The 24,000-nt window shown below is 73.0% G+C and carries 21 protein-coding genes; 8 read left to right on the top strand and 13 right to left on the bottom strand.

Annotated elements, in window-relative coordinates; translation table 11 throughout:
- Positions 1-49: 49 nt before the first annotated feature.
- From ACF07V_RS27020 to ACF07V_RS27005, 4 genes are all read right to left on the bottom strand, one after another.
- The gene (locus ACF07V_RS27020; RefSeq protein ID WP_392157931.1) at positions 50-547 is read right to left on the bottom strand and encodes a hypothetical protein; all 498 of its coding nucleotides are present in this window, start codon (positions 545-547) and stop codon (positions 50-52) included.
- A 139-nt stretch (positions 548-686) separates the two neighbouring features.
- A complete protein-coding gene (locus ACF07V_RS27015; protein ID WP_392157929.1) occupies positions 687-1,436 on the bottom strand; it encodes an energy-coupling factor ABC transporter ATP-binding protein in 750 nt (249 codons plus the stop codon).
- Positions 1,424-2,185: a cobalt ECF transporter T component CbiQ gene (gene cbiQ, locus ACF07V_RS27010; protein ID WP_392157927.1), complete on the bottom strand. Its 762-nt coding sequence runs from the start codon at positions 2,183-2,185 to the stop codon at positions 1,424-1,426. The genes ACF07V_RS27015 and cbiQ overlap by 13 nt, the downstream gene beginning before the upstream one ends.
- A 1-nt stretch (position 2,186) precedes the next feature.
- Positions 2,187-3,206 carry an energy-coupling factor ABC transporter permease gene (locus tag ACF07V_RS27005; RefSeq protein WP_392157925.1) on the bottom strand — a complete coding sequence of 340 codons (1,020 nt, stop codon included), beginning with the start codon at positions 3,204-3,206 and terminating at the stop codon, positions 2,187-2,189.
- 177 nt (positions 3,207-3,383) lie between these two features.
- Between ACF07V_RS27005 and ACF07V_RS27000 the strand changes: the two genes are divergently transcribed.
- Entirely contained in the window at positions 3,384-3,743 is a 360-nt protein-coding gene (locus ACF07V_RS27000) for an SsgA family sporulation/cell division regulator (RefSeq protein ID WP_392157924.1), read from the top strand.
- 28 nt (positions 3,744-3,771) lie between these two features.
- Here the strand turns inward: ACF07V_RS27000 and ACF07V_RS26995 are convergent, their stop codons facing one another.
- Positions 3,772-5,931, bottom strand: a complete 2,160-nt coding sequence (locus ACF07V_RS26995) for an MMPL family transporter (protein WP_392157922.1) — start codon at positions 5,929-5,931, stop codon at positions 3,772-3,774.
- 136 nt (positions 5,932-6,067) lie between these two features.
- The gene (locus tag ACF07V_RS26990; protein ID WP_392157920.1) at positions 6,068-6,640 is read right to left on the bottom strand and encodes a TetR/AcrR family transcriptional regulator; all 573 of its coding nucleotides are present in this window, start codon (positions 6,638-6,640) and stop codon (positions 6,068-6,070) included.
- 163 nt (positions 6,641-6,803) lie between these two features.
- Here ACF07V_RS26990 and ACF07V_RS26985 point away from each other — a divergent pair, with 163 nt between their 5' ends.
- Positions 6,804-10,133, top strand: a complete 3,330-nt coding sequence (locus tag ACF07V_RS26985) for a S41 family peptidase (protein ID WP_392157918.1) — start codon at positions 6,804-6,806, stop codon at positions 10,131-10,133.
- On the opposite strand, the gene ACF07V_RS26980 is transcribed toward ACF07V_RS26985, so the two are convergent.
- Positions 10,130-10,627, bottom strand: coding sequence for a GNAT family N-acetyltransferase (locus ACF07V_RS26980; protein ID WP_392157916.1), 498 nt, complete (start codon positions 10,625-10,627; stop codon positions 10,130-10,132). The genes ACF07V_RS26985 and ACF07V_RS26980 overlap by 4 nt on opposite strands.
- 109 nt (positions 10,628-10,736) lie before the next feature.
- On the opposite strand from ACF07V_RS26980, the gene ACF07V_RS26975 reads away from it, so the two are divergent.
- Positions 10,737-12,878 carry an FG-GAP repeat domain-containing protein gene (locus ACF07V_RS26975; protein ID WP_392157914.1) on the top strand — a complete coding sequence of 714 codons (2,142 nt, stop codon included), beginning with the start codon at positions 10,737-10,739 and terminating at the stop codon, positions 12,876-12,878.
- A 55-nt stretch (positions 12,879-12,933) separates the two neighbouring features.
- On the opposite strand, the gene ACF07V_RS26970 is transcribed toward ACF07V_RS26975, so the two are convergent.
- The 4 genes from ACF07V_RS26970 to ACF07V_RS26955 form a co-directional block, all read right to left on the bottom strand.
- Positions 12,934-13,119, bottom strand: coding sequence for a hypothetical protein (locus ACF07V_RS26970; protein WP_392157912.1), 186 nt, complete (start codon positions 13,117-13,119; stop codon positions 12,934-12,936).
- A gap of 108 nt (positions 13,120-13,227) precedes the next feature.
- On the bottom strand, positions 13,228-14,118 hold the full coding sequence (locus ACF07V_RS26965) for an SDR family oxidoreductase (RefSeq protein WP_392157910.1): 891 nt from the start codon (positions 14,116-14,118) through the stop codon (positions 13,228-13,230).
- Entirely contained in the window at positions 14,115-15,023 is a 909-nt protein-coding gene (locus ACF07V_RS26960; RefSeq protein WP_392157908.1) for an alpha/beta fold hydrolase, read from the bottom strand. The genes ACF07V_RS26965 and ACF07V_RS26960 overlap by 4 nt, the downstream gene beginning before the upstream one ends.
- Positions 15,020-16,558 carry a flavin-containing monooxygenase gene (locus ACF07V_RS26955; RefSeq protein WP_392157906.1) on the bottom strand — a complete coding sequence of 513 codons (1,539 nt, stop codon included), beginning with the start codon at positions 16,556-16,558 and terminating at the stop codon, positions 15,020-15,022. The genes ACF07V_RS26960 and ACF07V_RS26955 overlap by 4 nt, the downstream gene beginning before the upstream one ends.
- 214 nt (positions 16,559-16,772) lie before the next feature.
- On the opposite strand from ACF07V_RS26955, the gene ACF07V_RS26950 reads away from it, so the two are divergent.
- The 5 genes from ACF07V_RS26950 (at position 16,773) to ACF07V_RS26930 (ending at position 21,356) form a co-directional block, all read left to right on the top strand.
- Complete coding sequence (locus ACF07V_RS26950) at positions 16,773-17,402, top strand: MerR family transcriptional regulator (protein WP_392158159.1); 630 nt, start codon at positions 16,773-16,775, stop codon at positions 17,400-17,402.
- 78 nt (positions 17,403-17,480) lie between these two features.
- Complete coding sequence (locus ACF07V_RS26945; protein WP_392157904.1) at positions 17,481-18,095, top strand: hypothetical protein; 615 nt, start codon at positions 17,481-17,483, stop codon at positions 18,093-18,095.
- Between the two features lie 5 nt (positions 18,096-18,100).
- Complete coding sequence (locus ACF07V_RS26940) at positions 18,101-19,432, top strand: peptidoglycan-binding protein (protein WP_392157902.1); 1,332 nt, start codon at positions 18,101-18,103, stop codon at positions 19,430-19,432.
- Positions 19,429-20,130, top strand: a complete 702-nt coding sequence (locus tag ACF07V_RS26935) for an ABC transporter ATP-binding protein (protein WP_392157900.1) — start codon at positions 19,429-19,431, stop codon at positions 20,128-20,130. The genes ACF07V_RS26940 and ACF07V_RS26935 overlap by 4 nt, the downstream gene beginning before the upstream one ends.
- Positions 20,127-21,356 (top strand): ABC transporter permease, encoded by a 1,230-nt coding sequence (locus ACF07V_RS26930; protein ID WP_392157899.1) that lies wholly within the window; start codon positions 20,127-20,129, stop codon positions 21,354-21,356. Before ACF07V_RS26935 ends, ACF07V_RS26930 begins: the two co-directional genes overlap by 4 nt.
- A 213-nt stretch (positions 21,357-21,569) precedes the next feature.
- Here the strand turns inward: ACF07V_RS26930 and ACF07V_RS26925 are convergent, their stop codons facing one another.
- Both ACF07V_RS26925 and ACF07V_RS26920 read right to left on the bottom strand, forming a co-directional pair.
- Positions 21,570-23,285, bottom strand: a complete 1,716-nt coding sequence (locus ACF07V_RS26925; RefSeq protein WP_392157897.1) for an ATP-binding protein — start codon at positions 23,283-23,285, stop codon at positions 21,570-21,572.
- Entirely contained in the window at positions 23,282-23,986 is a 705-nt protein-coding gene (locus tag ACF07V_RS26920) for a response regulator transcription factor (protein WP_392157895.1), read from the bottom strand. The genes ACF07V_RS26925 and ACF07V_RS26920 overlap by 4 nt, the downstream gene beginning before the upstream one ends.
- Between the last annotated feature and the right edge of the window lie 14 nt (positions 23,987-24,000).

Genomic DNA, 24,000 nt, shown 5'->3' with positions numbered 1-24,000 from the left:
CGCGAGGGGGAACGGTCGGATTCCGGGGTCGGGTGGACGTCGGGGGACGTCAGACGAGGTTGATCGTGAACGTCCTCACGCCATTCAGCAGCTCGGCGTGGACCGAGCCACGAGCCTTGTCGTACCTCCCGGTGCCGCCGGTGATCGCGTTGTCGAAGGAAGCGTCCGGGTCGAGGTAGTTGTAGAACATGCCCGCCACGACGAGCTGGCCGTCCGCGAGGGTGTAGGTCACCAGGCACTGCTCGGCTTCATCGGTGCCGCCCCGGGTGGTGGTGCAGGTGCCGTTGGTCTCGCCGACCTCGTTGCCGTCCAGGTCGGAGAGGATCGAGCGGACGACGACCCGATCGCCCTGCGAGACGACGCCGGGGGTGGTCGATACGGGGAAGCGGTGCACCTCCTGCACCACGCCCGTGAGGGTGATGACCCGGGCTTTGCCCGTGGTCTGGGCGGAACCGGTGTCCGTCGCGGCGGCGCCCGCTACAGATGTGCAGGTGAGAAGGGCGACCAGCGTGGCCGTGCCGAGACAGGCGGCTCTGATGGGGCGCATAGTGCGACTCCTGAGGGTGATGTCCATGAAGGGGATCGAACGACGAACTGTCATCCGATTCCCTTCATAACCTCGGCGCCGCCACCGCACGGAGCGCCTCGGCACGACCCACCGGCATATCCAGCCGGTCGGACCAAGGTCAGGCCACGGAACTCGGGACGAAGCCGAACGGCAGCTCAAGCCGGTGCCGGGCCATCAGCTCCTCGTCCGAGAGGATCGCGGCGGTCGGGCCGTCCTCCGCGATCACGCCCTCGCTGAGGATCACCGAGCGCGGGCAGAGCTCCAGGGCGTACGGCAGGTCGTGGGTGACCATCAGGACGGTGACGTCGAGGGTGCGGAGGATGTCGGCGAGCTCGCGGCGCGAGGCGGGGTCCAGGTTGGAGGACGGCTCGTCGAGGACGAGGATCTCCGGCTCCATGGCGAGGACGGTCGCGACGGCGACCCGGCGGCGCTGCCCGAAGGACAGGTGGTGCGGGGGCCGGTCGGCGAACTCCGCCATCCCGACCCTCTCCAGTGCGCGCAGGACGACGGCCTCCAGCTCGGCGCCCCGGACACCGGCCGCCGCCGGGCCGAAGGCCACGTCCTCGCGGACGGTCGGCATGAACAGCTGGTCGTCGGGGTCCTGGAAGACGATGCCGACCTTCCGCCGGATCTCGGCCATGTGCTTCTTGCCGACCGGAAGCCCCGCGACGGTGACGGTGCCCGCGCCGCCGGCGAGGATGCCGTTGAGGTGGAGGACGAGGGTGGTCTTGCCGGCGCCGTTGGGGCCGAGCAGGGCGACGCGCTCGCCGCGCCCGACGGTCAGGTCGACGCCGAAGAGGGCCTGGTGGCCGTCGGGGTACGCGTACGCGAGGCCGCGTACGTCCAGCGAGGCGGTCATAGGGTCCATCCCAGGAGGCAGATCAGGAGTGCGGTGAGCGGCAGCGCGGCGGCGGACGCCCACTGGGCGCGGGTGGCGGTGACCTCGTCGATGACCGGCATGGTGCCGCTGTAGCCGCGGCTGACCATGGCGAGGTGGACGCGTTCGCCGCGCTCGTACGAGCGGATGAAGAGCGCGCCCGCGGACTTGGCGAGGACGCCCCAGTGGCGGACGCCCTTCGCCTCGAAGCCGCGCGAGCGGCGGGCGACGGACATGCGGCGCATCTCGTCGGTGATGACGTCGCCGTAGCGGATCATGAACGAGGCGATCTGGACGAGCAGCGGCGGCAGCTTCAGCCGCTGGAGGCCGAGGATCAGGGCCCGCAGTTCGGTGGTGGAGGCGAGGAGCACGGAGGCGGCGACGCCGAGGGTGCCCTTGGCGAGGACGTTCCAGGCGCCCCACAGGCCGGGGACGCTCAGGGAGACCCCGAGGACCTCCGTCTGCTCGCCGGGGACCACGAAGGGCATGAGCAGCGCGAAGGCGACGAACGGGATCTCGATGAGCAGCCGCTTGAGCAGGAAGCCGGCCGGGATCCGGGCCTTCGCGGCGACGGCCGCGAGGAGCGCGGCGTAGAGGGCGAAGGCCCAGACGGCCTCGCGGGGCGTCGAGACGACGACCACGACGAAGCCGAGGACGGCGGCGAGCTTGGTGTGCGGGGGCAGCTCGTGGACCGGCGAGTGCCCGTGCCGGTAGAGCTTGTGGGCGTGCCCCGCTCCCATGTCAGGCCTCCAGGGAGGCGCTCTTGCGGCGGCGGACGACCCAGAAGGCGCCGGTGCCGGCGGCCAGGGTCGCGCCGACGCCGATGACACCGGCGAGGCCGCCGGAGAGGCGGGGGGCCTCGACGCCCTTGACGCCGTAGTCGGCGAGCGGGGAGTCCGCGGCGGCGTGCTGCCCGACGTTCTTGTCGATGCCCTGGTCGGCGGCGACCTTCTCGAGGCCGTCGGGGCTGGCGGAGGCGTAGAAGGAGACGAAGCCGGCGAGGACGAGGGCGGTGACCACGCCGCCGATCCACAGCTTTCTCGGGGAGCCGGTGGCGACCGGGGCGGGGGTCGCGTCGACCAGTTCGCCGTCGACGCGGAGCTTGAGCGGCGCGGTCAGGCCGCGGGCGCCGTACACGAGGTCGGGGCGGACGGCGACGACGGCGCCGACGGTCAGCATGGTGATGACGGCCTCGCCGACGCCGATGAGGACGTGCACGCCGACCATGGCCGTGAGGACCTTGGAGACGGGGACGTCGGTGGTGCCGCCGATCGCGTAGATGAGCGTGAAGGCGGCGGCCGCGGCCGGTACGGAGACGAGCGCGGCGGCGAACGAGGCCACGGTCACCGAGCGGCGGGTGCGCGGCAGGACGAGGACCAGGCCGCGGAAGAGCGCGTAGGCCACGACGACGGTGACGACGCCCATGACGGTGATGTTCACGCCGAGGGCGGTGAGGCCGCCGTCGGCGAAGAGGATGCCCTGCATGAGCAGGACGACGGCGATGCACAGGACGCCGGTCCAGGGCCCGACGAGGATCGCGGCGAGCGCTCCGCCGAGGAGGTGGCCGCTGGTCCCGGCGGCGACCGGGAAGTTCAGCATCTGGACGGCGAAGATGAAGGCCGCGACGAGGCCGGCGAGCGGGGCCGTCCTCTCGTCGAGTTCCTTGCGGGCGCCGCGCAGGCCGACGGCGACGGCGCCGGCGGCGACGACACCGGCGGCGGCCGATACGGGGGCGTTGATGAATCCGTCAGGTACATGCACGTCCGGAATGATAAGGCGTTACTGCAAAGGGCTTGCAAGAGCGCATCAGTCACAGAACCGCGGCGCACGGACGCACGTGACCCCGCGCACACCTTCCGCCGAACAGGCATGCGCCGCGCCGGTGACGGGAAGGCGTGGGACATTGGTAGATAGAGGACAAAAGGTGAGGAGTCACCCATGGCCGCCGTAGACGATCACGCAGTCGACGACCATGCCAAGGGAAGGATCATCAGCGACGCCCCCCTCTCCCGCCCCGTCCCGGTGGCCCTCCGCTACGACCCCGGCTTCTCCCCCGCGACGGTCCGCTTCGTCTTCCCCGGCGCCGTCGAGTGGTCCTTCCCGCGCACCCTCCTGGAGACGGGCATGCGCACCCCGACCCGCCGCGGCGACATCGGCGTCTGGCCCTGCGGCCGCGTCCAGACGGTCGTCGAGCTCCACCGGGACGACGGGGTGACGGTCGTGCAGTTCGACACCACGGCGCTGCTCCGCTTCCTGAAGCACACGTACGCCGCCAGTGCGTCGTTGGCGACACACTGACGGCGTACGGAACTCAGGAGCCGGGAGCTCAGACCTTCACGAGGTCCGGCTTCGCGGCGCCGGGCCCGTCGGCGGACTGGGCGAGGCCCTCGCCCTCCACGTCCACGTTCGGCAGGACCCGGTCCAGCCACTTCGGCAGCCACCAGGCCTTGCGGCCGAGCAGCGCGAGGACGGCCGGGACGATCGCCATGCGGACCACGAAGGCGTCGAAGAGGACCGCCGCCGCGAGACCGAAGCCGATCATCTTGACCATCTGGTCGTCCATGCCGATGAAGCCGGAGAAGACCGCGATCATGATCACCGCTGCGGCGGTGACCACCCGGGCGCTGTGCCGGAAGCCGGTCACGATCGCCTCGCCGGGACGCTCGCCGTGCACGTACGCCTCGCGCATCCGGGTGACGAGGAAGACCTCGTAGTCCATCGCGAGACCGAAGACGACACCCACCATGAAGATCGGCATCATCGACATGATCGGGCCGGTCTGCTCGACCCCGAAGAGGCTGCCGAGCCAGCCCCACTGGAAGACCGCGACGACCGCGCCGAGGGCCGCGACCACCGAGAGCAGGAAGCCGAGGGCCGCCTTCAGCGGGACGAGGATCGAGCGGAAGACCAGGGTCAGGAGCACGAAGGCGAGGCCGACGACGAGCGCCAGGTACGGCACGAGCGCGTCGTTCATCTTCTGCGAGAAGTCGATGTTCATCGCGGTGGCGCCGGTGACGAGGACGTCGTCGCCCGTGGCGTCGCGGATGTCGTGGACCAGGCCCTCGGTGGCGGTCGAGGACGGGCGGTCCTTCGGGATCACCGTGATCATCGCGGCGTCGCCGGCCTTGTTCGGGGTCGCCGGGGTGACCGCCGCCCAGCCGTCGAGGCCCTTGATCGTGGAGACCGTCCGGTCGGCGGTCGCCTTGTCGCCGTCCACGACGACGAGCAGCGGGCCGTTGAAGCCGGGGCCGAAGCCGTCGGACAGCGCGTCGTACGCCCGGCGCTCGGAGGTGGAGGTCGGCTTCACGCCGTCGTCCGGGAGGCCCATCTCCAGGGAGGCAGCGGGCACGGCGATCGCGCCGAGGCCGAGGACGCCGACGATCAGCACCATCAGCGGGCGGCGGATGACGAAGCGGGCCCAGCGGGTGCCGCCGTTGGGCTTGTCGCCCGCCTTGACGGTGCCCTTGCGCTGCTTGCGGCTGACGACCTTGTCGCCGGCGAAGCCGAGCAGGGCCGGGATGAGGGTGAGCGCGATGAGGACCGCGATCACGACCGTGGCGGCGGCGGCGAAGCCCATCTTCGTCAGCATCGGGATGTTGACGACGGCCAGGCCGACCAGGGCGATGACGACGGTGAGTCCGGCGAAGACGACGGCGGAACCGGCGGTGCCGACCGCGCGCCCGGCGGCGTCCTCCTTCTCGCGGCCGTCGGCGAGCTCCGCGCGGTAGCGGGAGACGATGAAGAGGGCGTAGTCGATGCCGACGGCGAGGCCGATCATCGACGCGAGCGTGGACGTGGTGGTGCCGAGGTCCAGGACGTTCGCGAGCGCGGTGATCGACGAGACGCCGATGCCGACGCCGATGACCGCGGTGAGCAGCGGGAGCCCGGCCGCGACGAGCGAGCCGAAGGTGATGACGAGCACGATGCCCGCGAGGACGATGCCGATGGCCTCGCTCGCGCCCTGCTCGGGCATGGTCTGGAGCGCGTCGCCGCCGATCTCGACGGTCAGCCCCTTGCCCTGCGCGTCGTGCCCGGTGTCCTTGAGGGCCTCACGCGTCGCGTCGGTCAGCTCCATGGCGTTGACCTTGTAGGAGACCGAGACGTAGGCGGTGGAGCCGTCCTGCGAGACGGCGTGCGCGGTGTACGGGTCGGTGACCTGGACGATCTGGTCCGAGCCGGCCTTGAGCGCGGCGACGGTCTCCTCGACGACGGCCTTGTGCGCCGGGTCGGTCATCTTCTGGCCCTCGGGGGCCTTGAAGACGACGCGGGCGGTGGCCCCGTCGGCTCCGGCGCCCGGGAAGCGCTCTTCGAGCAGGTCGAAGGCGCGCTGGGCCTCGGTGCCGGGGATCGAGAAGGAGCTGGAGGTGGCGGTGGGCGCGGTGGCGGCACCGATACCGGCGATCGCGAGGAGCGCCACCCAGAGGAGGGCGACGAGCCGTCGGCGCCGGAAGGCGGTGCGGCCCAACTTGTAGAGGAACGTGGCCACGGGGGCGTACTCCCAGTGTGGGGCGGGACAGGGCATGGGGAGCCGGCCCGACGGCGTGAGCGGTTCGTCGTCAGGTGGAGAAGGGTGGAGCAGGGTGGAGAAGGGTGGAGAAGGGTGGGACGGGGGTGGAGCAGGATCAGACGCCGAGCGAGGGGAGCACCACGGCGTCGAAGTAGGCGCTGAGGAAGGCGCGGTCGACCGGCTGATCCTCGATCAGCGGGCGGGCGATGAACGCACCGATCAGCATGTGCGGGACGAGCTTCAGCGCCGGGTTGTCGGCGGGGATCTCGCCCCTGCGGACCGCTCGGCGCAGCACCTCGTCGAGGCCGTTCATCTCGGGTTCGATGAGCAGCTCGCGCAGCGCCCGGTGCAGTTCGGGGTTGGTGTGGACGGCATGGGCCAGACCCCGCATCAGCGCGGCGTCCTTGTCCATCTGGCAGTCGTCGGTGTGGGCGAGCATCGCCTCGATGTCGCCCCGCAGCGAGCCGGTGTCGATCTCGGTGATGTCGACCGGCTTGTTGTGCCGCATGGCCCGTGCGACCAGCTCGGGCTTGCTCCCCCACTGGCGGTAGAGGGTGGCCTTGCTGGAGTGGGTGCGGGCGGCGACGGCGTCCATGGTGAGGGCGTCGTAGCCGACCTCGCGGAGGAGGTCGAGCACGGCCGCGTACAGCTCGGACTCCCGCTCGGGAGTGAGTCTGCTGCGAGCCATGGCCGGTCTCCGATCCGAACGAAACGGTTTCGTACACCACGACGATATACCCACCACCTCAGCGAAACGAAACCGTTTCGTACGTGTTCTGGGCCACACCCCACAGGACGCCCGCATACACGTACGAGTTGCCTCACCCCCTCCACACGGAAAGCATGAACAGGTGAGTGACGACGTCGCGTATCTCCGTTTCCCGCACCTCCACGACGACCTGCTGTGCTTCGCCGCCGAGGACGACCTGTGGCTCGCCCCGCTCGTCCCCGAGGGCCACCGCCCCGGCCGCGCCTGGCGCCTCACCGTCGACCGGACGCGGGTCGGACACCCGCGCTTCTCGCCGGACGGGCGGCACATCGCGTACACGAACTGGCGCAGCCTCGACCCCGAGATCCATCTCGTCCCCATCGACGGCGGCGCCGCCCGGCGGCTCACCTACTGGGGCTCCACCGACACCCGGGTCTGCGGCTGGACGCCCCCCGACAAGGACGGCCGCTCCGACATCCTCGCCGTCTCCTCGCACGGGCAGCCCTTCTCGTACTACTCCTGGGCGTACACCGTCCCCACCGACGGCTCCCCCGGCCTCCGCATGCCCTGGGGCCCCGTCTCGGACATAAGCGTCACCGACGACACGGCGATCACCGGGCACGACGGCGAGCGCCGCACGCTCCTGCTCACCGGGAAGCCGCCGCACGAGCCGGCCGCCTGGAAGCGGTACCTGGGCGGCGCCACCGGCCGCCTCTGGCTCCACGGGGAACGACTCCTGCCCGACCTCGGCGGCCACATCGACGCCCCCATGGCCGTCGGCGGTCGGATCGCCTTCCTCTCCGACCACGAGGGCGTCGGCAACCTCTACTCCTGCCTGCCCGACGGCACCGACCTGCGCCGCCACACCGACCACGACGACTTCTACGCCCGGCACGCCTCCAGCGACGGCCGCCGGGTCGTCTACCAGTGCGCCGGCGACCTGTGGACCGTCGACGCCCTCACCGCCGACTCCCGCCCCCGCAAGCTGGAGGTCCGGCTCGGCGGCCAGCGCGTCGGCCGCCGCTGCTACCAGGTACCGGCCGCCCACCACGTCGACGCGGTCTCCGTCGACGAGACCGGCCGGGCCTCCGCCGTCTCCGTGCGCGGCAGCCTGTACTGGCTGACGCACCGCGACGGCCCCGCCCGCACCATCATCGACACCCCCGGCGTCCGCGTCCGGCTCCCCGAGATGCTCGGCAGCGGCGGCCAGCTCGCCTACGTCACCGACGCCGAGGGCGAGGACGCCGTCGAGGTCGCCTATCTGCCGCGCGCCAGCGGCGACCGGCCGCCCCGCAGGCTCGCCTCGGGCGACCTCGGCCGGGTCGAGGAGATGGTCGCGGACCCCGAGGGCGAGCGGCTCGCGATCGCCTCCCACGACGGCCGGCTCCTCCTCCTCGACGCCACGGAGGACTCCAACGGCGAGGTCACCGAACTGATCCGCTCCGTCAACGGACCCGTCCGCGACCTCGCCTTCTCCCCCGACGGCGACTGGCTGACCTGGTCCCACCCGGGCATCGGGCGCTCCCTGCGCTCCATCAAGATGGCCCGGATCTCCGGCCCCGGCGCCCGCACCGTCGTCGACGTCACCAACGGCCGCTTCGAGGACGAGAACCCCGTCTTCACCCGGGACGGCCGCTACCTCGCCTTCCTCTCCTGGCGCGGCTTCGACCCGGTGTACGACGTGCACACCGGCGACCTGTCCTTCCCGCTCGGCTGCCGCCCCTACCTCGTCCCGCTCTCCTCCGCCACGCCCTCCCCCTTCGCACTGCTCCCCGACGGGCGCCCGGCGGCCGGCGGCCTCGACCCGGCCGACGACGACACGGAGAGCGCCGACGGCACGGTCACCGTCGAGATCGAGGGGCTTCCCGAACGGGTCACCCCCTTCCCGGTCGCCGCCTCCAAGTACTCGGCCCTGCACCCCGTCAGCGGCGGCGGCCTGGTCTGGCTGCGCTGGCCCATCTCGGGCGCGCTCGGCGAGACCTTCGCCAACCCGGCCGACACCTCGGGCAAGCCCACCCTGGAGCACTTCTCCATCACCAAGGCCCGCAAGAGCGAACTCGCCAAGGACCTCGACTGGTTCGCGGTCAGCGGCGACGGCACCCGGCTCGTCGTCGCCGACGACGGCGAACTGCGGGCCGTACCGGCCACCGAGTCCGGCGACGGCGACTCCACCGTCTACCTGGACCTGCGGCGCATCCTGCACGAGATCGACCCGGGCGCCGAGTGGCGGCAGGCCTTCGACGAGGCCGGCCGGATCGTCCGCGCCTACTTCTGGGAGCCGGACATGGGCGGGGTCGACTGGCCGACCGTCCTCGACCAGTACCGGCCGCTCGTCGAACGGGTCGCGTCCCCCGACGAGTTCGCCGACCTGCTCCGCGAGGTCATGGGCGAGCTCGGCACCTCCCACGCGTACGTCACGCCCGCCCGCCGCAACGAGGGACCACCCCACTACCAGCGGCCGATGGGCCTGCTCGGCGCCAACCTCGTGCCACGGGAGGCCGGCTGGACCGTGAAGCGGATCCTGCCCGGCGAGTCCTCCGACTCCAAGGCCCGCTCCCCGCTCGCCGGCACCGGCATCCGCGAGGGCGCCGTCCTCACCCACGTCGACGGCCGGCCCGTGGACCCGGTCACCGGCCCGTACCCGCTGCTCTCCGGCACCGGCGGCACCACCGTCGAACTCACCTTCACCCCCGCCGAGGGCGAGGGCCGGGCCCGCCGCGTCGCCGTCGTCCCGCTCGTCGACGAACGCCCCCTGCGCTACCAGGACTGGGTCGCCAAACGCCGTGCGGTCGTCCGGGAGGTCAGCGGCGGCCGCTGCGGCTACCTGCACATCCCCGACATGGGCGGCTCCGGCTGGGCCCAGTTCAACCGCGACCTGCGCATGGAGGTCTCCCGGCCGGCCCTCATCGTCGACGTGCGCGGCAACGCCGGCGGCAACATCAGCGAACTCGTCATCGAGAAACTGACCCGCCGGATCCTCGGCTGGGACCTCACCCGCAACGCCCAGCCCGTCAGTTACGCCTCCAACGCCCCGCGCGGCCCCGTCGTCGCCCTCGCCGACGAGGCCACCTCCTCCGACGGCGACATGATCACCGCCGCGTTCAAGCTCCTCGGCCTCGGCCCGGTCGTCGGACAGCGCACCTGGGGCGGGGTCGTCGGCATGACCGGCCGCCACCGCCTCGGCGACGGCACCCAGATCACCGTCCCGATGAACGCGGCCTGGTTCCCCGAGTACGGCTGGTCCCTGGAGAACCACGGCGTCGAACCCGACATCGCGGTCCTGCGCACCCCCCTCGACTGGGCCGAGGGCCGCCACGCCCAGCTCGACGACGCCGTCCACGTGGCCCTCGAACTCCTCGCCGAGACCCCGGCGGCGAGCCCCCCGGGCTACGAGTCCCTGCCGGACCGCTCCCGCCCGAAGCTGCCGCCGAGACCGTCCTGGACGGTCCTGGACGGTCCTGGACGGTCCTAGACGGTCGTCAGGTCCAGTTCGTACGCGGTGGCCGGCTCGCCGTCGTCGAGCGTCACTCCGCCCACGGCGCCGAACCCGGCCCGGGCGAGCACGGCGCTCGACGCGTCGTTGCCCACGGTCACGACGGCGGTCAGCCGGCTGAGCCCGTACTCCTCGACGGCCAGCCGGCACACCTCGCGCACGCCCCGGGTGGCGAGCCCCCGCCCGGTCGCCTTCTCGGCGAGCCGGTAGCCGAGCTCGGCGCTGCCCGCAGCGGCGTCCACGTCGACCAGATTGACCCGCCCGACGATCTCCCCGCCCTCGGCGACGAGCACATGGAAGTGGAGCTCACCCGCCTCCTGCGCCTCGATCAGCTCACGGTGCCGGGCGTCGAACTCCGCGAAGTACGCGTCCCCCCGGTCGGGCACGCGCGCGGCGAAGAAGGCCCGGTTCTCCCGCTCGAAGGCGAGCAGGGCGGGTGCGTGGTCGGGGCGGAGACGCTCGAGTACGGCCATGGTGATCACGGTACGAAAATCGACCACCCGACACGTACAACTTTTCGGGCGGTCGTCCGTCTGACCGAGTGTGGCGCGCAGTGCGCCAATGCCTGGGAGGAAGACGACCGTGCCTCACGCCCGCTCGAACCACCGGCGCCTCGTCGCCGCCGTCACCACCGTTCTCGCCGTGACCCTCGGTGCGGGCGCACTGGCCGTGCCCGCGACGGCCGCGCCCACGGCGTCGGCGACCGTCACGGCGGAGACCGCCGCGACCCCGTTCGCCTTCCCCAGGGACTCCGTCCTGATCGGCGCCGGGGTGAAGGGCTTCCTCACCGCGACCGTGGGCAGCGGCACGACTCGCTTCGCCTGGTACGGGCAGGACACCGGGACCGGCTACGGCGCCCGCACCTCCCTGCAGTCGACGCGCACCAACGACTACCTGGTCCTCGAAGGGCACTACCAGGTCACCCTGCGGGACCTGACGACCATGTCGGTCCTCGACGTCCCCCTCGACCCGCTGACGGGCTCCCCCGAATACGCCGGCTCGGCCGCCGACGCCGTGTTCACCATGGTCGGCCCGGACCTGCGCAAGCACACCAGGGCGGGCGGCACCGTGCCCGTCGCCGGTCTGCCGACCGGGACGACGGCGATCGAGATCTCGCCCGGCACCCCCGACGACGCCCTTGTCCGTTTCACCGTCGACGGCGTCAAGAAGTGGGGCCTGCTCGACCTCGCCACCGACACGATCGACGAGATCCACGACCTCCCGGCGGGCGCCACGATCGGCGCCGTCTCCGCGACGCACGTCGCCTGGACCACGGGCACCGGCGTCCGCAACGAGATCCCCGCGCTCTTCCTCCTGGACCGCGCCACGGACACCGTCCAGGAGATCCCGGTCGTGGACGCGCCCGGCAGCCTCCGGGTCGACCTCGTCGGCGGCTGGGTGGTCTACGGCGACCCGGGCGCCTCCACCGCCGAAGCCCCGAACCCGCTGTTCGCCCTCACCGCGTACAACCCGGCCACCCAGCAGACCGTGAAGCTCCTCGACCACCTGACCTCGGCCGCCGCGGCCGGCGACGGCAGCCTGCACGTGCGGGGCGGCAGCCTCGCCCAGGGCGAGGGCATGTACAAGATCACGGCAGACGGCGACAACACCCCGGTCGTCACCTTCGAGGCGACCACCGGCGAGCCCACCGAACTGCGGATCACCGGCAACGACGTCCCCGCCCAGGTCGACCTCGACCAGAACGGCGGCAAGGCGAGGTTCACCTGGAACCTGTCCCGGCCGAACGCCGAGGTGAACCTCACCCTGCGGCACACCCGGACCGGGGAAGCCGAGATGTTCAACGACTACACGCTGGGCCGGCGGACCACGGCCTTCGACTGGCAGGGCGAGTACAACGGCGCCTACACCTGGGAGCTGACCGCCCGCCCGCTCAACGGCATCGGCCCGACCGCGACCGCGACCGGCTCGTTCACCGTGACCCGCACGCCCAAGCCGCACGACTTCGACGACAACGGCGCCCCCGACGTCCTCCTCCGCGACGGCGCCGGCCGCCTGTGGCGGGCCGACACCTCCTACGGCACCCGGCTCCAGGCCGATCCGCACCGGCAGATCGGCACGAACTGGCAGATCTACGACCGGATCGAGGCCACGGGAGACCTCACGGGCTCGAAGGTCGGCGACCTCGTCGCCCGGGACACCGCCGGCGTGCTCTGGCTCTACCAGGGCAACGGGACCGGCGGCTTCGGCACCCGGACGAGGATCGGCGGCGGCTGGCAGATCTACGACCAGCTCGCGGGCGGCTCCGACCTGACCGGCGACGGCCGCGCGGACCTCGTCGCCACCGACAAGGCCGGCGACCTGTACCTCTACAAGGGCACGGGCTCGGCCACCGCTCCCTTCGCGACCCGCAAGAAGATCGGCTACGGCTGGGGCATCTACAACCAGCTCACCGCCACCGGCAACATCGCCGGCGGAGCCGCCGGAGACCTCCTCGCCCGCGACAAGGCCGGCGTCCTCTGGCTCTACCTCGGCAACGGCGACGGCACCTTCGCGAGCCGCGTGAAGATCGGTGCCGGCTGGAACGCGTACAGCCAGATCGTCGGCGTCGGCGACGCCGACCGGGACGGCCGCCCCGACGTGATCGGCTTCGGCCCGACGGGCGAATACCTCTACCGCGGCACCGGCGACTGGCGCGCACCGTTCCGAAGCGCCCAGCTCGCGGCCCTGACCTTCGGCGGCGGCCCCTACAACAGCATCGCCTGACGCGCGAAGGCGCACCCGGTATCCCGGGTGCGCCTCCGTCAAGGACGGACCGACGTCAGGCGTCGTAGTCCATGTCCATGCGGTCCTGGGCCTCCTGCTGGGCCCGGCGGGTCTCCTCGTCGGCACGCCCGCGGCCCTTGGAGGCACGCTGGGAGGCCTCGTCCTTCGCCTTGCCGGCGGCCTGCTTGGCCTGGTCCGCGGCCTGCTTGGCCTTGTCCTTGAACTGGTCCTGCATGCCCATGGAAGTTCACTCCTAGAAGGGTGAGAGGGGGTCGGGGCACTGTGCCCCTGGGCCTCGACCAGCCTTGCACGAGCGAACACTCCACGCATTTCGATCAGTTACGGTCGGCTACCGCGCGGAGGAACCCTCCGACCGCGCCTGCTCGTCCGCCGCGCCGCCCGCGCCCACCAGGCCCTTGGAGACCGAGCCCAGACGCGGCTCGAAGCGCCGCATCTCGCGCTGCCCGACCGTGGCGATCAGGCTCGGCAGGTAGCCGCGCACCGACTGCATCCCGCGCAGCCACCACTGGGCGTACACATGGGCCGAGCGCCGCTCGATGCCCGCCACGATCCGGTCCACGGCCGGACCCAGGGGGTACGTGCGGTTCGAGGGCCACGGCAGCCGCTGCCGCAGCTCCTTCATCACGTCGTCCTGGTCCGCGCCCCGCACCATGTCCGTGTCGGTCCAGGACAGATAGCCGACGCCGACCTTCACGCCCTTGTACGCGACCTCGGCGCGCAGGCTGTGCGCGAAGGCCTCGACGCCCGACTTGGAGGCGCAGTACGCCGTCATCATCGGGGCCGGGGTGATGGCCGCGAGCGAGGCGATCTGGAGGAAGTACCCCCGGGACTCCATGAGGACCGGCAGGAACGCCCGGCCCGTCACCGCACCGCCGATCAGGTTGACCTCGATGACCCGCCGCCAGGCCTCCGGGTCGGAGTCGACGAACGGACCGCCCGCCGCGACACCGGCGTTGGCGACGACGATGTCGACCTTCCCGAACCGCTCCTTCACCTCGGCCGCGACCCGGGCCATCGCCTCGTGGTCGGTGACGTCGGCGTGCCACCAGTCGGCCTCGGTGTGCAGCCGCCCGGCGACCTCCTTCAGCTGCTCCGGCTCCAGGCCGACCAGCGCGATCTTCGCGCCGCGCGCGGAGAGCTTGCGGGCGAGGAGCTCCCCGACACCACGGGCCCCGCCGGTGACGACCGCGACCTGCCCTTCCAGGCTCACCCTGCTCATGCCCCTGCCTCCTCGTTCTCCTTCACGCCCAGGTACGTGAGGGTCAGTTCGCGGATCTGCGCGGTGACAGCCTCCGGGGCCTCCACCGGTGTCATGTGGCCCATGCCCGCCAGCTGGACGAGGCCCGTGCAGTGCGGCAGCGCCTCCGCCATCGCGTGGGAGTGGACGGCCGGGGTGAGCCGGTCGGCGGTGCCGACCAGCACGGCCACCGGCAGCCGCAGCTCCCGCAGGCCCGCTTCCAGGTCGAGCCCCGCGAGGACCTGCGACCAGCCGTGGCGGGCGCCGCGCGGGCAGGCGTGCACGATCCGGGCGCAGGCCTCGACCCGCTCCGGCGCCGCGGCCGGTCCCATCGTCGCGTACTTCAGGATCTTCTTCGAGACGGCGTTGACCGGGCCGAGCGGTGCCTTCGCGCCGAGGACGGCCTTGGTGAGGCGGCTGCGCAGGCCGCCGGGCCCGAGCGGTACGACGGTGGCCTCGGCGATCAGCCGGGAGGGGCCGGTGGAGCAGAGCAGGACGGCGGCGGCGTGCTGCCGGAAGCCGGGCCGCGCGGCGGCCGCCATGACGGTCATGCCGCCCATGGAGTGGCCGGCGATCACGGCCCGCTCGCCGGGGCCGAGGGTGGCCGTGAGCACGGCCTCCAGGTCGTCGGCGAGCGCGGTGGTCGAGTAGCCGCCCGGCGCGGGGGCGGGCGAGCGGCCGTGGCCTCGCTGGTCGTAGGCGATGACCCGGTGGTCGGCGGCGAGGGCCCGTATCTGCTCGGTCCAGAAGGCGATCGAGCAGGTCCAGCCGTGCGAGAGGACGACGGCGGGCGCGTCCTCGGGCCCGTACACCTCGACGTGGACCGGGGTGCCGTCGGCGGAGACGGCGGTGAGCTCGCGCGGGGCGGGAAGGCTCTGGAGCGTCACTTGGCGGTCTCCTTCTTCCGGGCGGTACGGGCGGGCTCGGGGGCCGGCTCGGGGGCGCGGATCACCTCGTACTCGGAGAGGTCGACCTGCCGGGTCTCGCGCCGGAACTCGGCCGTGGTGCCGGGCCACAGGGTGGTGTTGCGGCCGCTGGCGTCGAGGTACCAGCTGTTGCAGCCGCCCGACTTCCAGACGGTCCGCTCCATCCGGGTCTGGACCTTGCGGTTCCAGGCGCCGACGGCGGAGGGGCGGACGGCGAGGGCGGTGCGGCCTCCCAGCCCCGTGGGAGTGAGCAGAGCCAGCTGGCGGAGGTAGTCCGCCATGTAGTTCAGCTGGGACTCGATCATGAGGATCATCGAGGAGTTCCCGAGGCCGGTGTTCGGCCCGATGATCATCATGAGGTTGGGGAAGCCGCCGGCGGTGGCGCCGCGCAGCACCTGGACCCCGTCCTTCCAGGACTCGGCGAGCGTGTGGCCCTCGGCGCCGACGACGCGCTCGGCGATCGGGATGTCGGTGACGTGGAAGCCGGTGCCGAAGACGATCGCGTCGACCTCGGTCTCGGTGCCGTCGGCGGCGACCACGGTCGAGCCGCGGACCTCGCGGAGGCCGGAGGCGACGACGTCCACGTTGGGCTGGGCGAGCGCCGGGTAGTACGTGTTGGAGAGCAGGATCCGCTTGCAGCCGATGCGGTACGAGGGCGTCAGCCTGGCCCGCAGCTCCGGGTCCTTGATGGAGCGCGCGATGTTGGCCTTGGCGAGCTTCTCGACGAGGCCGAGTTCGTTGGGGTGCTTGGTGAAGGCGCCGACCTGGAGCTCGCGGATGCCCCAGAGGATGCCCCGGCGCAGGGTCGCGGTGGCCGGGAGCGTGCGGTGGAGCCAGCGCTCGGGGGCGCTGATGGCGCGGTCCATGCGGGGCATGACCCACGGGGGCGTGCGCTGGAAGAGGGTGAGCTTCCCGACCTCGCGCTGGATCTCGGGCACGATCTGGATGGCGGAGGCGCCGGTGCCGACCATGGCGACGCGCTTGCCGCGCAGGTCGTAGTCGTGGTCCCACTGCGCCGAGTGGAAGACCTTGCCGGGGAAGTCGGCGAGGCCCGGGATGTCGGGGATCTTCGGGTCGGAGAGCGGTCCGGCGGCGGAGACGAGGACCTCGGCGCTGAAGGTGCCGCCGCTGGTCTCGATCTCCCAGCGCAGCGTCTCCGCGTCCCAGCGCGCCTGGAGCATCTCGTGGTTGAGGCGCAGGTGGGGGCGGATCCCGAAGGTGTCGGTGACGTGCTCCAGGTAGGCGCGGATGTGGCGCTGTCCGGAGAAGGTCCGGGGCCAGTCCGGGTTGGGCGCGAAGGAGAAGGAGTAGAGGTGGGAGGGGACGTCGCAGGCGCAGCCGGGGTAGCTGTTGTCGCGCCAGGCGCCGCCCACGGAGTCGGCCCGCTCCAGGACGACGAAGTCGGTGATCCCTTCGCGGCGGAGCCGGACGGCGGCTCCGATGCCGCCGAATCCCGACCCGATCACCGCCACTCTTACGTGCTCGTGCTTCGCCATGCCGCCTCCCGTGCGCCCGGCCAAGATTCCGCCAGCAATCACTGGCACAGTCGGGACTGTAGAGCAGCTCCATACCGAGCGGTAGGGGTACGGCGAGGGAAAGTTACCGGCGGTACAACATAGGCTGGCGGGTGTGGCAGAAGGATCACGCCCCGAGACGGGCGCCCAGGACGGCGTAGGCGACACCGCGACGGCCGGCGTACGCGAGTACCGCATGGAGGAGCTGGCCTCCGCCGCCGGCATCACCGTGCGCACCCTGCGCTTCTACCGCGAACGCGGCCTGATCCCGCCGCCCCGCCGCGAGGGCCGCATCGCCTGGTACGACGACAACCACCTGGCCCGGCTGCGTACGATCGCCGCCCTCCTGGAGCGCGGCCACACCCTCAACGGCATCGCCGACCTCACCGCCGCCTTCGAGAGCGGCCGGAACGTCCGCGAGGTCCTCGCCCTGCCCGCCCCCTCGGAGGAGGAGCCGGTCCGCCTCACCCCCGAGGAGCTCGCCGACCACTTCGCCGGCGAGGTCACCGCCGAGAACCTCGCCGCCGCGCTCGATCTCGGCTACCTCGTCACCGACGGCGAGGAGATCATCCACATCAGCCGCCGGCTGCTCGACGTCTCCGCAGCCCTGGTCCGGGAGGGCGTCCCGCTCGCCGAGGTCCTCAAGGCGGGCGCCCGCGTCCGCGAACACGCCGACGCCCTCGCCGAACTCTTCACCGAACTCCTGCGCACCCACGCGAAGGACGACGACCTGTGGCGCCTGCGCCCGCTCGCCAAGAGCGTGGTGGAGGCGGAGCTGTCGATGGCGCTCGACCGGCGCCTGAACCCCGGGGAACCGGCCTCATGACCGCCTGACAGGTTCTTCAAAGGTTCTTCATCACCCCCGTCCTACGGTCGCTCCACCCACCGAGGAACGGGAGAACCCATGAGGACGAACCGGGTGCTGCTGGCCGCCGCCGCGGCGGTCACGGCCTTCGCACTGACCGGCTGCGGCGGTGGCGGGGGCAACGGGGCCGGGAAGATCCCGACGGCCGGCGACGGCACCTCCTCCGCCGGTACGGGCAAGGGCAAGGCCACGACCGGGAGCGGGAACGGGAACAGCGGCGGCAACGACGAGGTCGCCGCGTACGTCGAGGCCCAGCGGGCCTGGGTGACGTGCCTGCGCGCCGGCGGCATCGACGCCCCCGACCCCAACGAGAACGGCCAGGTGGAGCTGCCCGACGGGCGCGCGATCAAGAGCAACCCGACCCTCCGCAAGACCCTGGAGACGTGCAGCAAGAAGCAGATGGCCGTCCCCGAGGGGATCGAGCGCCGCACCGCGCCCAAGCTCACCCCCGAACAGATCGAGCTGCGCTTCAAGTTCGCCGACTGCATGCAGAAGAACGGCGCACCGGACTTCCCCGACCCCGAGCCCGACGGCAACACCTACGGCGACCAGCAGTGGAACCAGACCTCGGCCGGCGCCAAGCAGGCCGGACGCATCTGCCGCCCGGTCATCGGCGAGCCCGCCGACGAGGACCTGGGCTCGGGCAAGGGCTGAGAGCGATGAGCGGAGCCGGTACCGAGACGGGAGCGAAGGCGGCGCACCCGGTGGAGCCGACGGATCCCGTGGATCCGGTGCGGGAGGGGACGGCTCCCCCGCGGAACGCGGGACGCCGCCGGCGGAACCGTACGATCCTCGTCGTCGCGGCCGTCACGGTGGTGGCGGCCGTCGCCGCCGCGGGCGGGCTGGGCCTCGGCGGCGGGGAGGAGAAGCCCCCGTCCGCGCCCCCGCGCGCGGGCTCGACGGTCGCCGTCGCCCGCACGAGCCTCGTCGAACGGACCTCGGTCGAGGGCACGTTGGGGTACGGGGCCGAGATCCCGCTGCCGGTCAAGGCCACCGGCACCGTCACCTGGCTCCCCGAGCCCGGCACGACGGCCGAACGCGGCGACACCCTGCTGCGGGTGGACGACCGGCCGGTGGTGCTCCTGTACGGCACGCTGCCGATGTACCGCGAACTGGGCATGACGGCGGCCACCCCGCCCCCGGACACCACGGGGACCACGAACCCTCCGGCGTCGGGGGGCGCCGGAGGCACGGACGGGGGCGCGGACGGCGCCACGACCGGCGGCACGACCGGCGGCAAGGGTACGAGCACCGGCACGGACGCGCCCCCGCCCTCCCCTCCCCCGCAGCCGATGCGCGGCATGGACGTCCTCCAGTTCGAGTCCAACCTCGCCGCGCTCGGCTACACCGGCTTCACCGTCGACGAGAAGTTCACCTCCGGCACCGAACGGGCCGTCGAGCGCTGGCAGAAGACCCTCGGTCTGCCGGCCACCGGCCGCGTCGGCCTCGGGGACGTCATCTACTCCACCGGCCGGGTCCGCCTCGGCCAGGCGGGCGTACGGCTCGGCGGCCCGGCCGGGGAGAACACGCTCACCTACACGGGCACGAGCCGCAAGGTCGTCGTCAACGCCTCGGCGGCGGAAGCCTCCTGGGCGGTGCGCGGCACCGAACTCACCGTCAAGCTGCCCGACGGGACCCCCGTGAAGGGCCGGGTGGCGTCCGTCGGCAGACAGGCGACCGCCCCCGGCGGCGACGGCGGGACCGGCGGAGGCGGCGCGCCGACCGTCCCGGTCACGATCACCCTCGCCGACCAGCGGGCCCTCGGCCGCCTGGAGAGCGGCCCCGTCACCGTCGAATACGTGGGCCGGAAGCGCGAGAACGTGCTCGCCGTGCCGGTCGCCGCCCTGGTCGCACTGGCCGAGGGCGGGCACGGCCTGGAGACCACCGACGGCCGCTTCGTCACGGCGCGGACCGGGCTCTTCGCCGACGGCCTGGTCGAGGTCGGCGGCCCGGCCGTCCGCGAGGGCCTGAAGGTGAGGATCCCCCAGTGAGCGAGGCGGTCGTGGAGTTCGAGGCGGTCTCGAAGACCTACCCGGGCGGCGTGGCGGCCGTCCGGGACGTGAGCCTGCGGATCCACCGGGGCGAACTCGTCGCGATCGTCGGCCCGTCGGGTTCGGGAAAGTCCAGCATGCTCCACCTCATGGGCAGCCTGGACGTGCCCACCGCCGGCCAGGTCCTGGTCGACGGTCACGACGTGGCGGGCCTGACCGACCGGGAGGTGTCCGCGTTGCGGGCCACCCGGATCGGCTTCGTCTTCCAGCAGTTCCACCTGGCGGTCGGCGTCCCGGTCCTGGACGCGGTCGCCGACGGCCTGCTGTACGCCGGGATCCCGCTGCGCCGCCGCCGGGCGCGCGCGGCGGCGGCCCTGGCCCGGGTCGGGCTCGGCCACCGCGTCCACCACCTGCCGCACCAGCTCTCCGGCGGCGAGCGCCAACGGGTGGCCGTGGCACGGGCGGTGGTCGGCGGACCCGCGGTCCTGCTGGCCGACGAGCCGACGGGGAACCTGGACTCCGCGTCGGGGGCGGCCGTCCTGGCGCTCCTGCGGGAGCTGCACGCCTCGGGCACGACCGTCGTCGTCATCACCCACGACCGGGAGATCGCGGCCGCCCTCCCCCGCCGTATCGAGATGCGCGACGGCCGGGTGGTCGCGGACACCTCCACGGAACCCGCGATCGGAGCCCACGGATGATCCCCGCCCCCCGAGGACGGCGCACCGGGCGGCGGAGCACCGCCCCGCGGCCGGCCCGGCTGCGCCCCGCCGACGTCGTCCGGCTCGGCGGCACCGGCCTGCGGACCCGCCCGCTGCGGGTGTTCCTCTCCGCGCTCGGCATCGCGATCGGCGTCGCCGCCATGATCGCGGTGGTCGGCATCTCCGGCTCGGGCCGGGCGGAGGTGGACCGCCGGCTCGACGCGCTCGGCACGAACCTCCTGCGGGTCGAGCCCGGCGTCGCCGTGGGCGGCCCGCAGCCGAAGCTCCCGGCCGAGGCCGTGCGCATGATCGGCCGCATCCCGCCGGTCCGGGAGGCAGCCGCCACCGGCGCGACCGACGCGAAGGTCTACCGCAACGAGCGGATCGCGGTCGGCCGCACCGGCTCCCTCACCGTCCTGGCGGCGGACGACGGACTGCTCCCGGCGGTCGGCGGCCGGGTGAGCCGGGGCCGCTGGCTGGACGCGGCGACCGAGCGCTACCCGGCGGTCGTGCTCGGCGCGACCGCCGCCCAGCGGCTCGATGTGTACACGCCGGGGACCCGGCTGTGGATCGGCGGCCGCTGGTTCTCCCTGGTCGGCGTCCTCGACCCCGTACCGCTGGCTCCGGAGCTGGACGGCGCGGCGCTCGTCGGCGGGCCCGCGGCCCGGACGTACCTGCGGTTCGACGGCCATCCCTCGACGGTCTACGTCCGCACCGAGGACAGTGCCGTCGCGGCGGTACGTGCGGTGCTGCCGGCCACGGCGAACCCGGCGAAGCCCGCCGAGGTGCGGGTCTCACGGCCGTCGGACGCGCTCGCGGCCCGCGAGGCCACCGAGTCGACGCTGACCGGTCTGCTCCTCGGCCTCGGCGGGGTCGCGCTGCTCGTCGGCGGGGTCGGCGTCGGGAACACGATGGTGATCTCCGTCCTCGAACGCCGCCCGGAGATCGGGCTGCGCCGGGCGCTCGGCGCCACCCGGGGCCAGATCCGCGCCCAGTTCGTCACGGAGTCCCTGCTCCTGTCGGTGATCGGCGGCCTCGGCGGAACCGTCCTCGGGACGGTGATCACCGCCGCGTACGCGGTGAGCCGGGGCTGGCCGACGGTCGTCCCGGTGTGGGCGACGGCGGCGGGGGTGGGGGCGACCCTGGTGATCGGGATGATCGCGGGCCTCTATCCGGCGGTACGGGCGAGCCGTCTGGCACCGACGGTGGCCCTGTCCGGCACCTGACACGCGAGCCGCCCCGCACGTGACGCGCGAGCCGCCCGGCACCTCACACGCGCCGCCCGCTTCCCGCCGATTCCCCCCGGCGACGGATTCCGGAATTCCGGCGGACCGGAGGCGAAAGGCCCGCTCCGGTCGCCGCCCGCCGTACCCCGGAATGCTTCACGGCCCCCGCCGGACATCCACCACCGAAAAGAATCCGACAGCGCGTCCGCCCGTTCAGCGATTTCTCCCGTCCGGGCCATCCGACCCTCCGTGCTGATCCACCTCTCCGTGCTGATCCCGCTCCCCGCCGCCGGCCCCGTCCCGCGGGGCCGGCAGCACCACCGTGAACACGGACCCCACACCCACCTCGGACGTCACCTCGACGGCCCCGTGGTGGTCCGCCACGATCTGCCGGGCGATCGAGAGCCCGAGCCCGCTGCCGCCGGTGGCCCGCCCGCGCGCCGCGTCCGCCCGCCAGAAGCGGTCGAAGAGGTACGGCAGATCGGCGGCCGGGATGCCGCTGCCGGTGTCCCTGACGGCGATCCGCACCCTCTCGTCCCGCTCGTCCAGTTCGAGCCGCACACGCCCCCCGGGGGCCGTGTGCCGCACCGCGTTGCCGACGAGGTTCCCGAGGGCCTGGCGCAGCCGGTCCGGGTCCCCGTGCAGCCGTACGGCGGCGGGGCCCGGCCCCGTCACCTCCAGGCCGACCCCGGCCGCCGCGGCCCGGGCGCTGTGCGCGGTCCGGCAGGCCTCGACCAGCTCCCGCGCGTCCAGCGGCCTGCGGTGGTACGTGAGGGCGCCCGCCTCGGCGAGCGCGAGGTCCTGGAGGTCGTCCACGATCCGCTGCTGGAGCAGCACCTCCTCGTGGAGCGAGTCGAGCAGCTCGGCGTCGGCCTCCAGGACGCCGTCCCGGAGCGCCTCCAGATAGCCGCGCAGATTGGCGAGGGGGGTGCGCAGCTCGTGGGCGATGTCCCCGACGAGCCGGCGCTGCCGCTCCTCGCTGTCCTGGAGGGAGCCGGCCATCCGGTTGAAGGACCGGCCGAGCTCCGCGATCTCGTCCTTGCCGGCGGCGGGCACCCTGCGCCCCAGGTCGCCCTCGCCGAGCCCCCGGGAGGCCGCCGTGAGGGCGCGTACGGGGCGCAGGACGGCCCGGCCGAGGACCAGCGCGCTGGCGAGCACGGCGGCGGCCACTCCGGCGGCGACGAGCGCGGTCGGCCCGGCGGCGAGGGTCTGTCCGGCGTCGTCGACGGCGCCGAGCCGCACGGTCAGCGGCTGGGGGCCGACGGCGGCGGTGCGCTCGGTGAAGACCCTGCGCAGACAGGCGAGCGCTTCGGCGCTCGCCTCGGCGCTGCAGGCCTCGGCCGCGTCGATGTCGGCCCGGCTCGGGGCGTGCGGCCCCGGCTCGGTGCAGGGCGTGCCCGCCGGGGTGTTCTCGCCGCCCCGGTAGAGCGGCATGCCGAACGTGCCGCGCTGGACGGTGACCTGCTGTCCGAGCCGGGTCAGGCAGGCCGCGTAGGTGACGTTGCCGCCGTAGCTCGTGATCACGGAGGGCGTCACCTTGCGCATCGAGCCGGCCTCCCAGGCCGCGGGGAACTCCAGTTCGGGCCTCGGGTCGACGAGGAGCGCGGGCGCGGTGCTGCCGGGGCGCGGGTCGCGGCCGAGGAGGGTGTCGGAGTCGGCGATCTGGCCCTGCCGGTCGGTGCTGATCCGGATGCGCTGTCCGGTCTCCTCGGCGAGGGTGCGGACGGTGGCGGCGACGCCCTCCCAGGTGCCGTGGCCGGCGCCGTAGGCGCGCAGCTCCTCGGTGATGGCGGCGATGGACTGGCGGTCGGCGGCGGCGGACTCGCGGACCTGTCCGGTGAGCTGCCGCAGGGTCAGCCAGGCGGTGGCGCCGCTGGCGGCCACGGCGACGAGCAGGACGAGCGAGAAGACCCGCAGCCGGAAGCTCACCGGGTCGGTCCTCCGTCCGAGAGCCGGTACCCCCGCCCGTACACGGTCTCCAGATGCCGGGGCCTGGCCGGATCGTTCTCCAGCTTCAGCCGCAGATTGCGCACGTGGACGTCGACCGTCCGCTCCAGGACGTCACTGTCGAAGCCGAAGACCCGCTCGATGATCTGCGCGCGGGTGAAGACCCGGCCCGGCTCGCGGGCCAGGACCTCAAGGAGGGAGAACTCCTTCGAGGTCAGGGCCACCGGCCGGCCGGCGACCCGGACCTCGAAGCGGGCGGTGTCGAGTTCGACCTCGCCGACCCGCAGCAGCTCCTCACGGGCGGCCGCGCCGGTCGCCCGGGACCGCCGGAGCAGGGCGCGGACCCGGGCGGTGAGCTCGCGGGGGCTGTACGGCTTGGTGAGGTAGTCGTCGGCGCCGAGGTCGAGGCCGAGGAGCATGTCCTCCTCGGTGCTGCGGGCGGTGAGCAGCAGGATCGGGACGTCGGATCCCTCGGAGCGCAGAATGCGGCACACGTCGAGTCCGTCGACGAAAGGCAGCATCACGTCGAGAACGACGAGATCGGGCCGGACGGAACGCACCCGCTCCAATGCGGAGCGTCCGTCGGCGACGACCTGGACGGTATTCCCCTCCCGCTCCAGGTAGATCCGAATCAGCCGCGACTGCTTTTCGTCGTCCTCGGCGATGAGAATGCGCGCGCTCAACGATGCCCCCACCC

Origin of the sequence: Streptomyces sp. NPDC015661 (genome assembly GCF_043077765.1) — a bacterium.
GTDB lineage: Bacteria > Actinomycetota > Actinomycetes > Streptomycetales > Streptomycetaceae > Streptomyces.
This window is presented reverse-complemented; position numbering and strand designations above follow the sequence as displayed.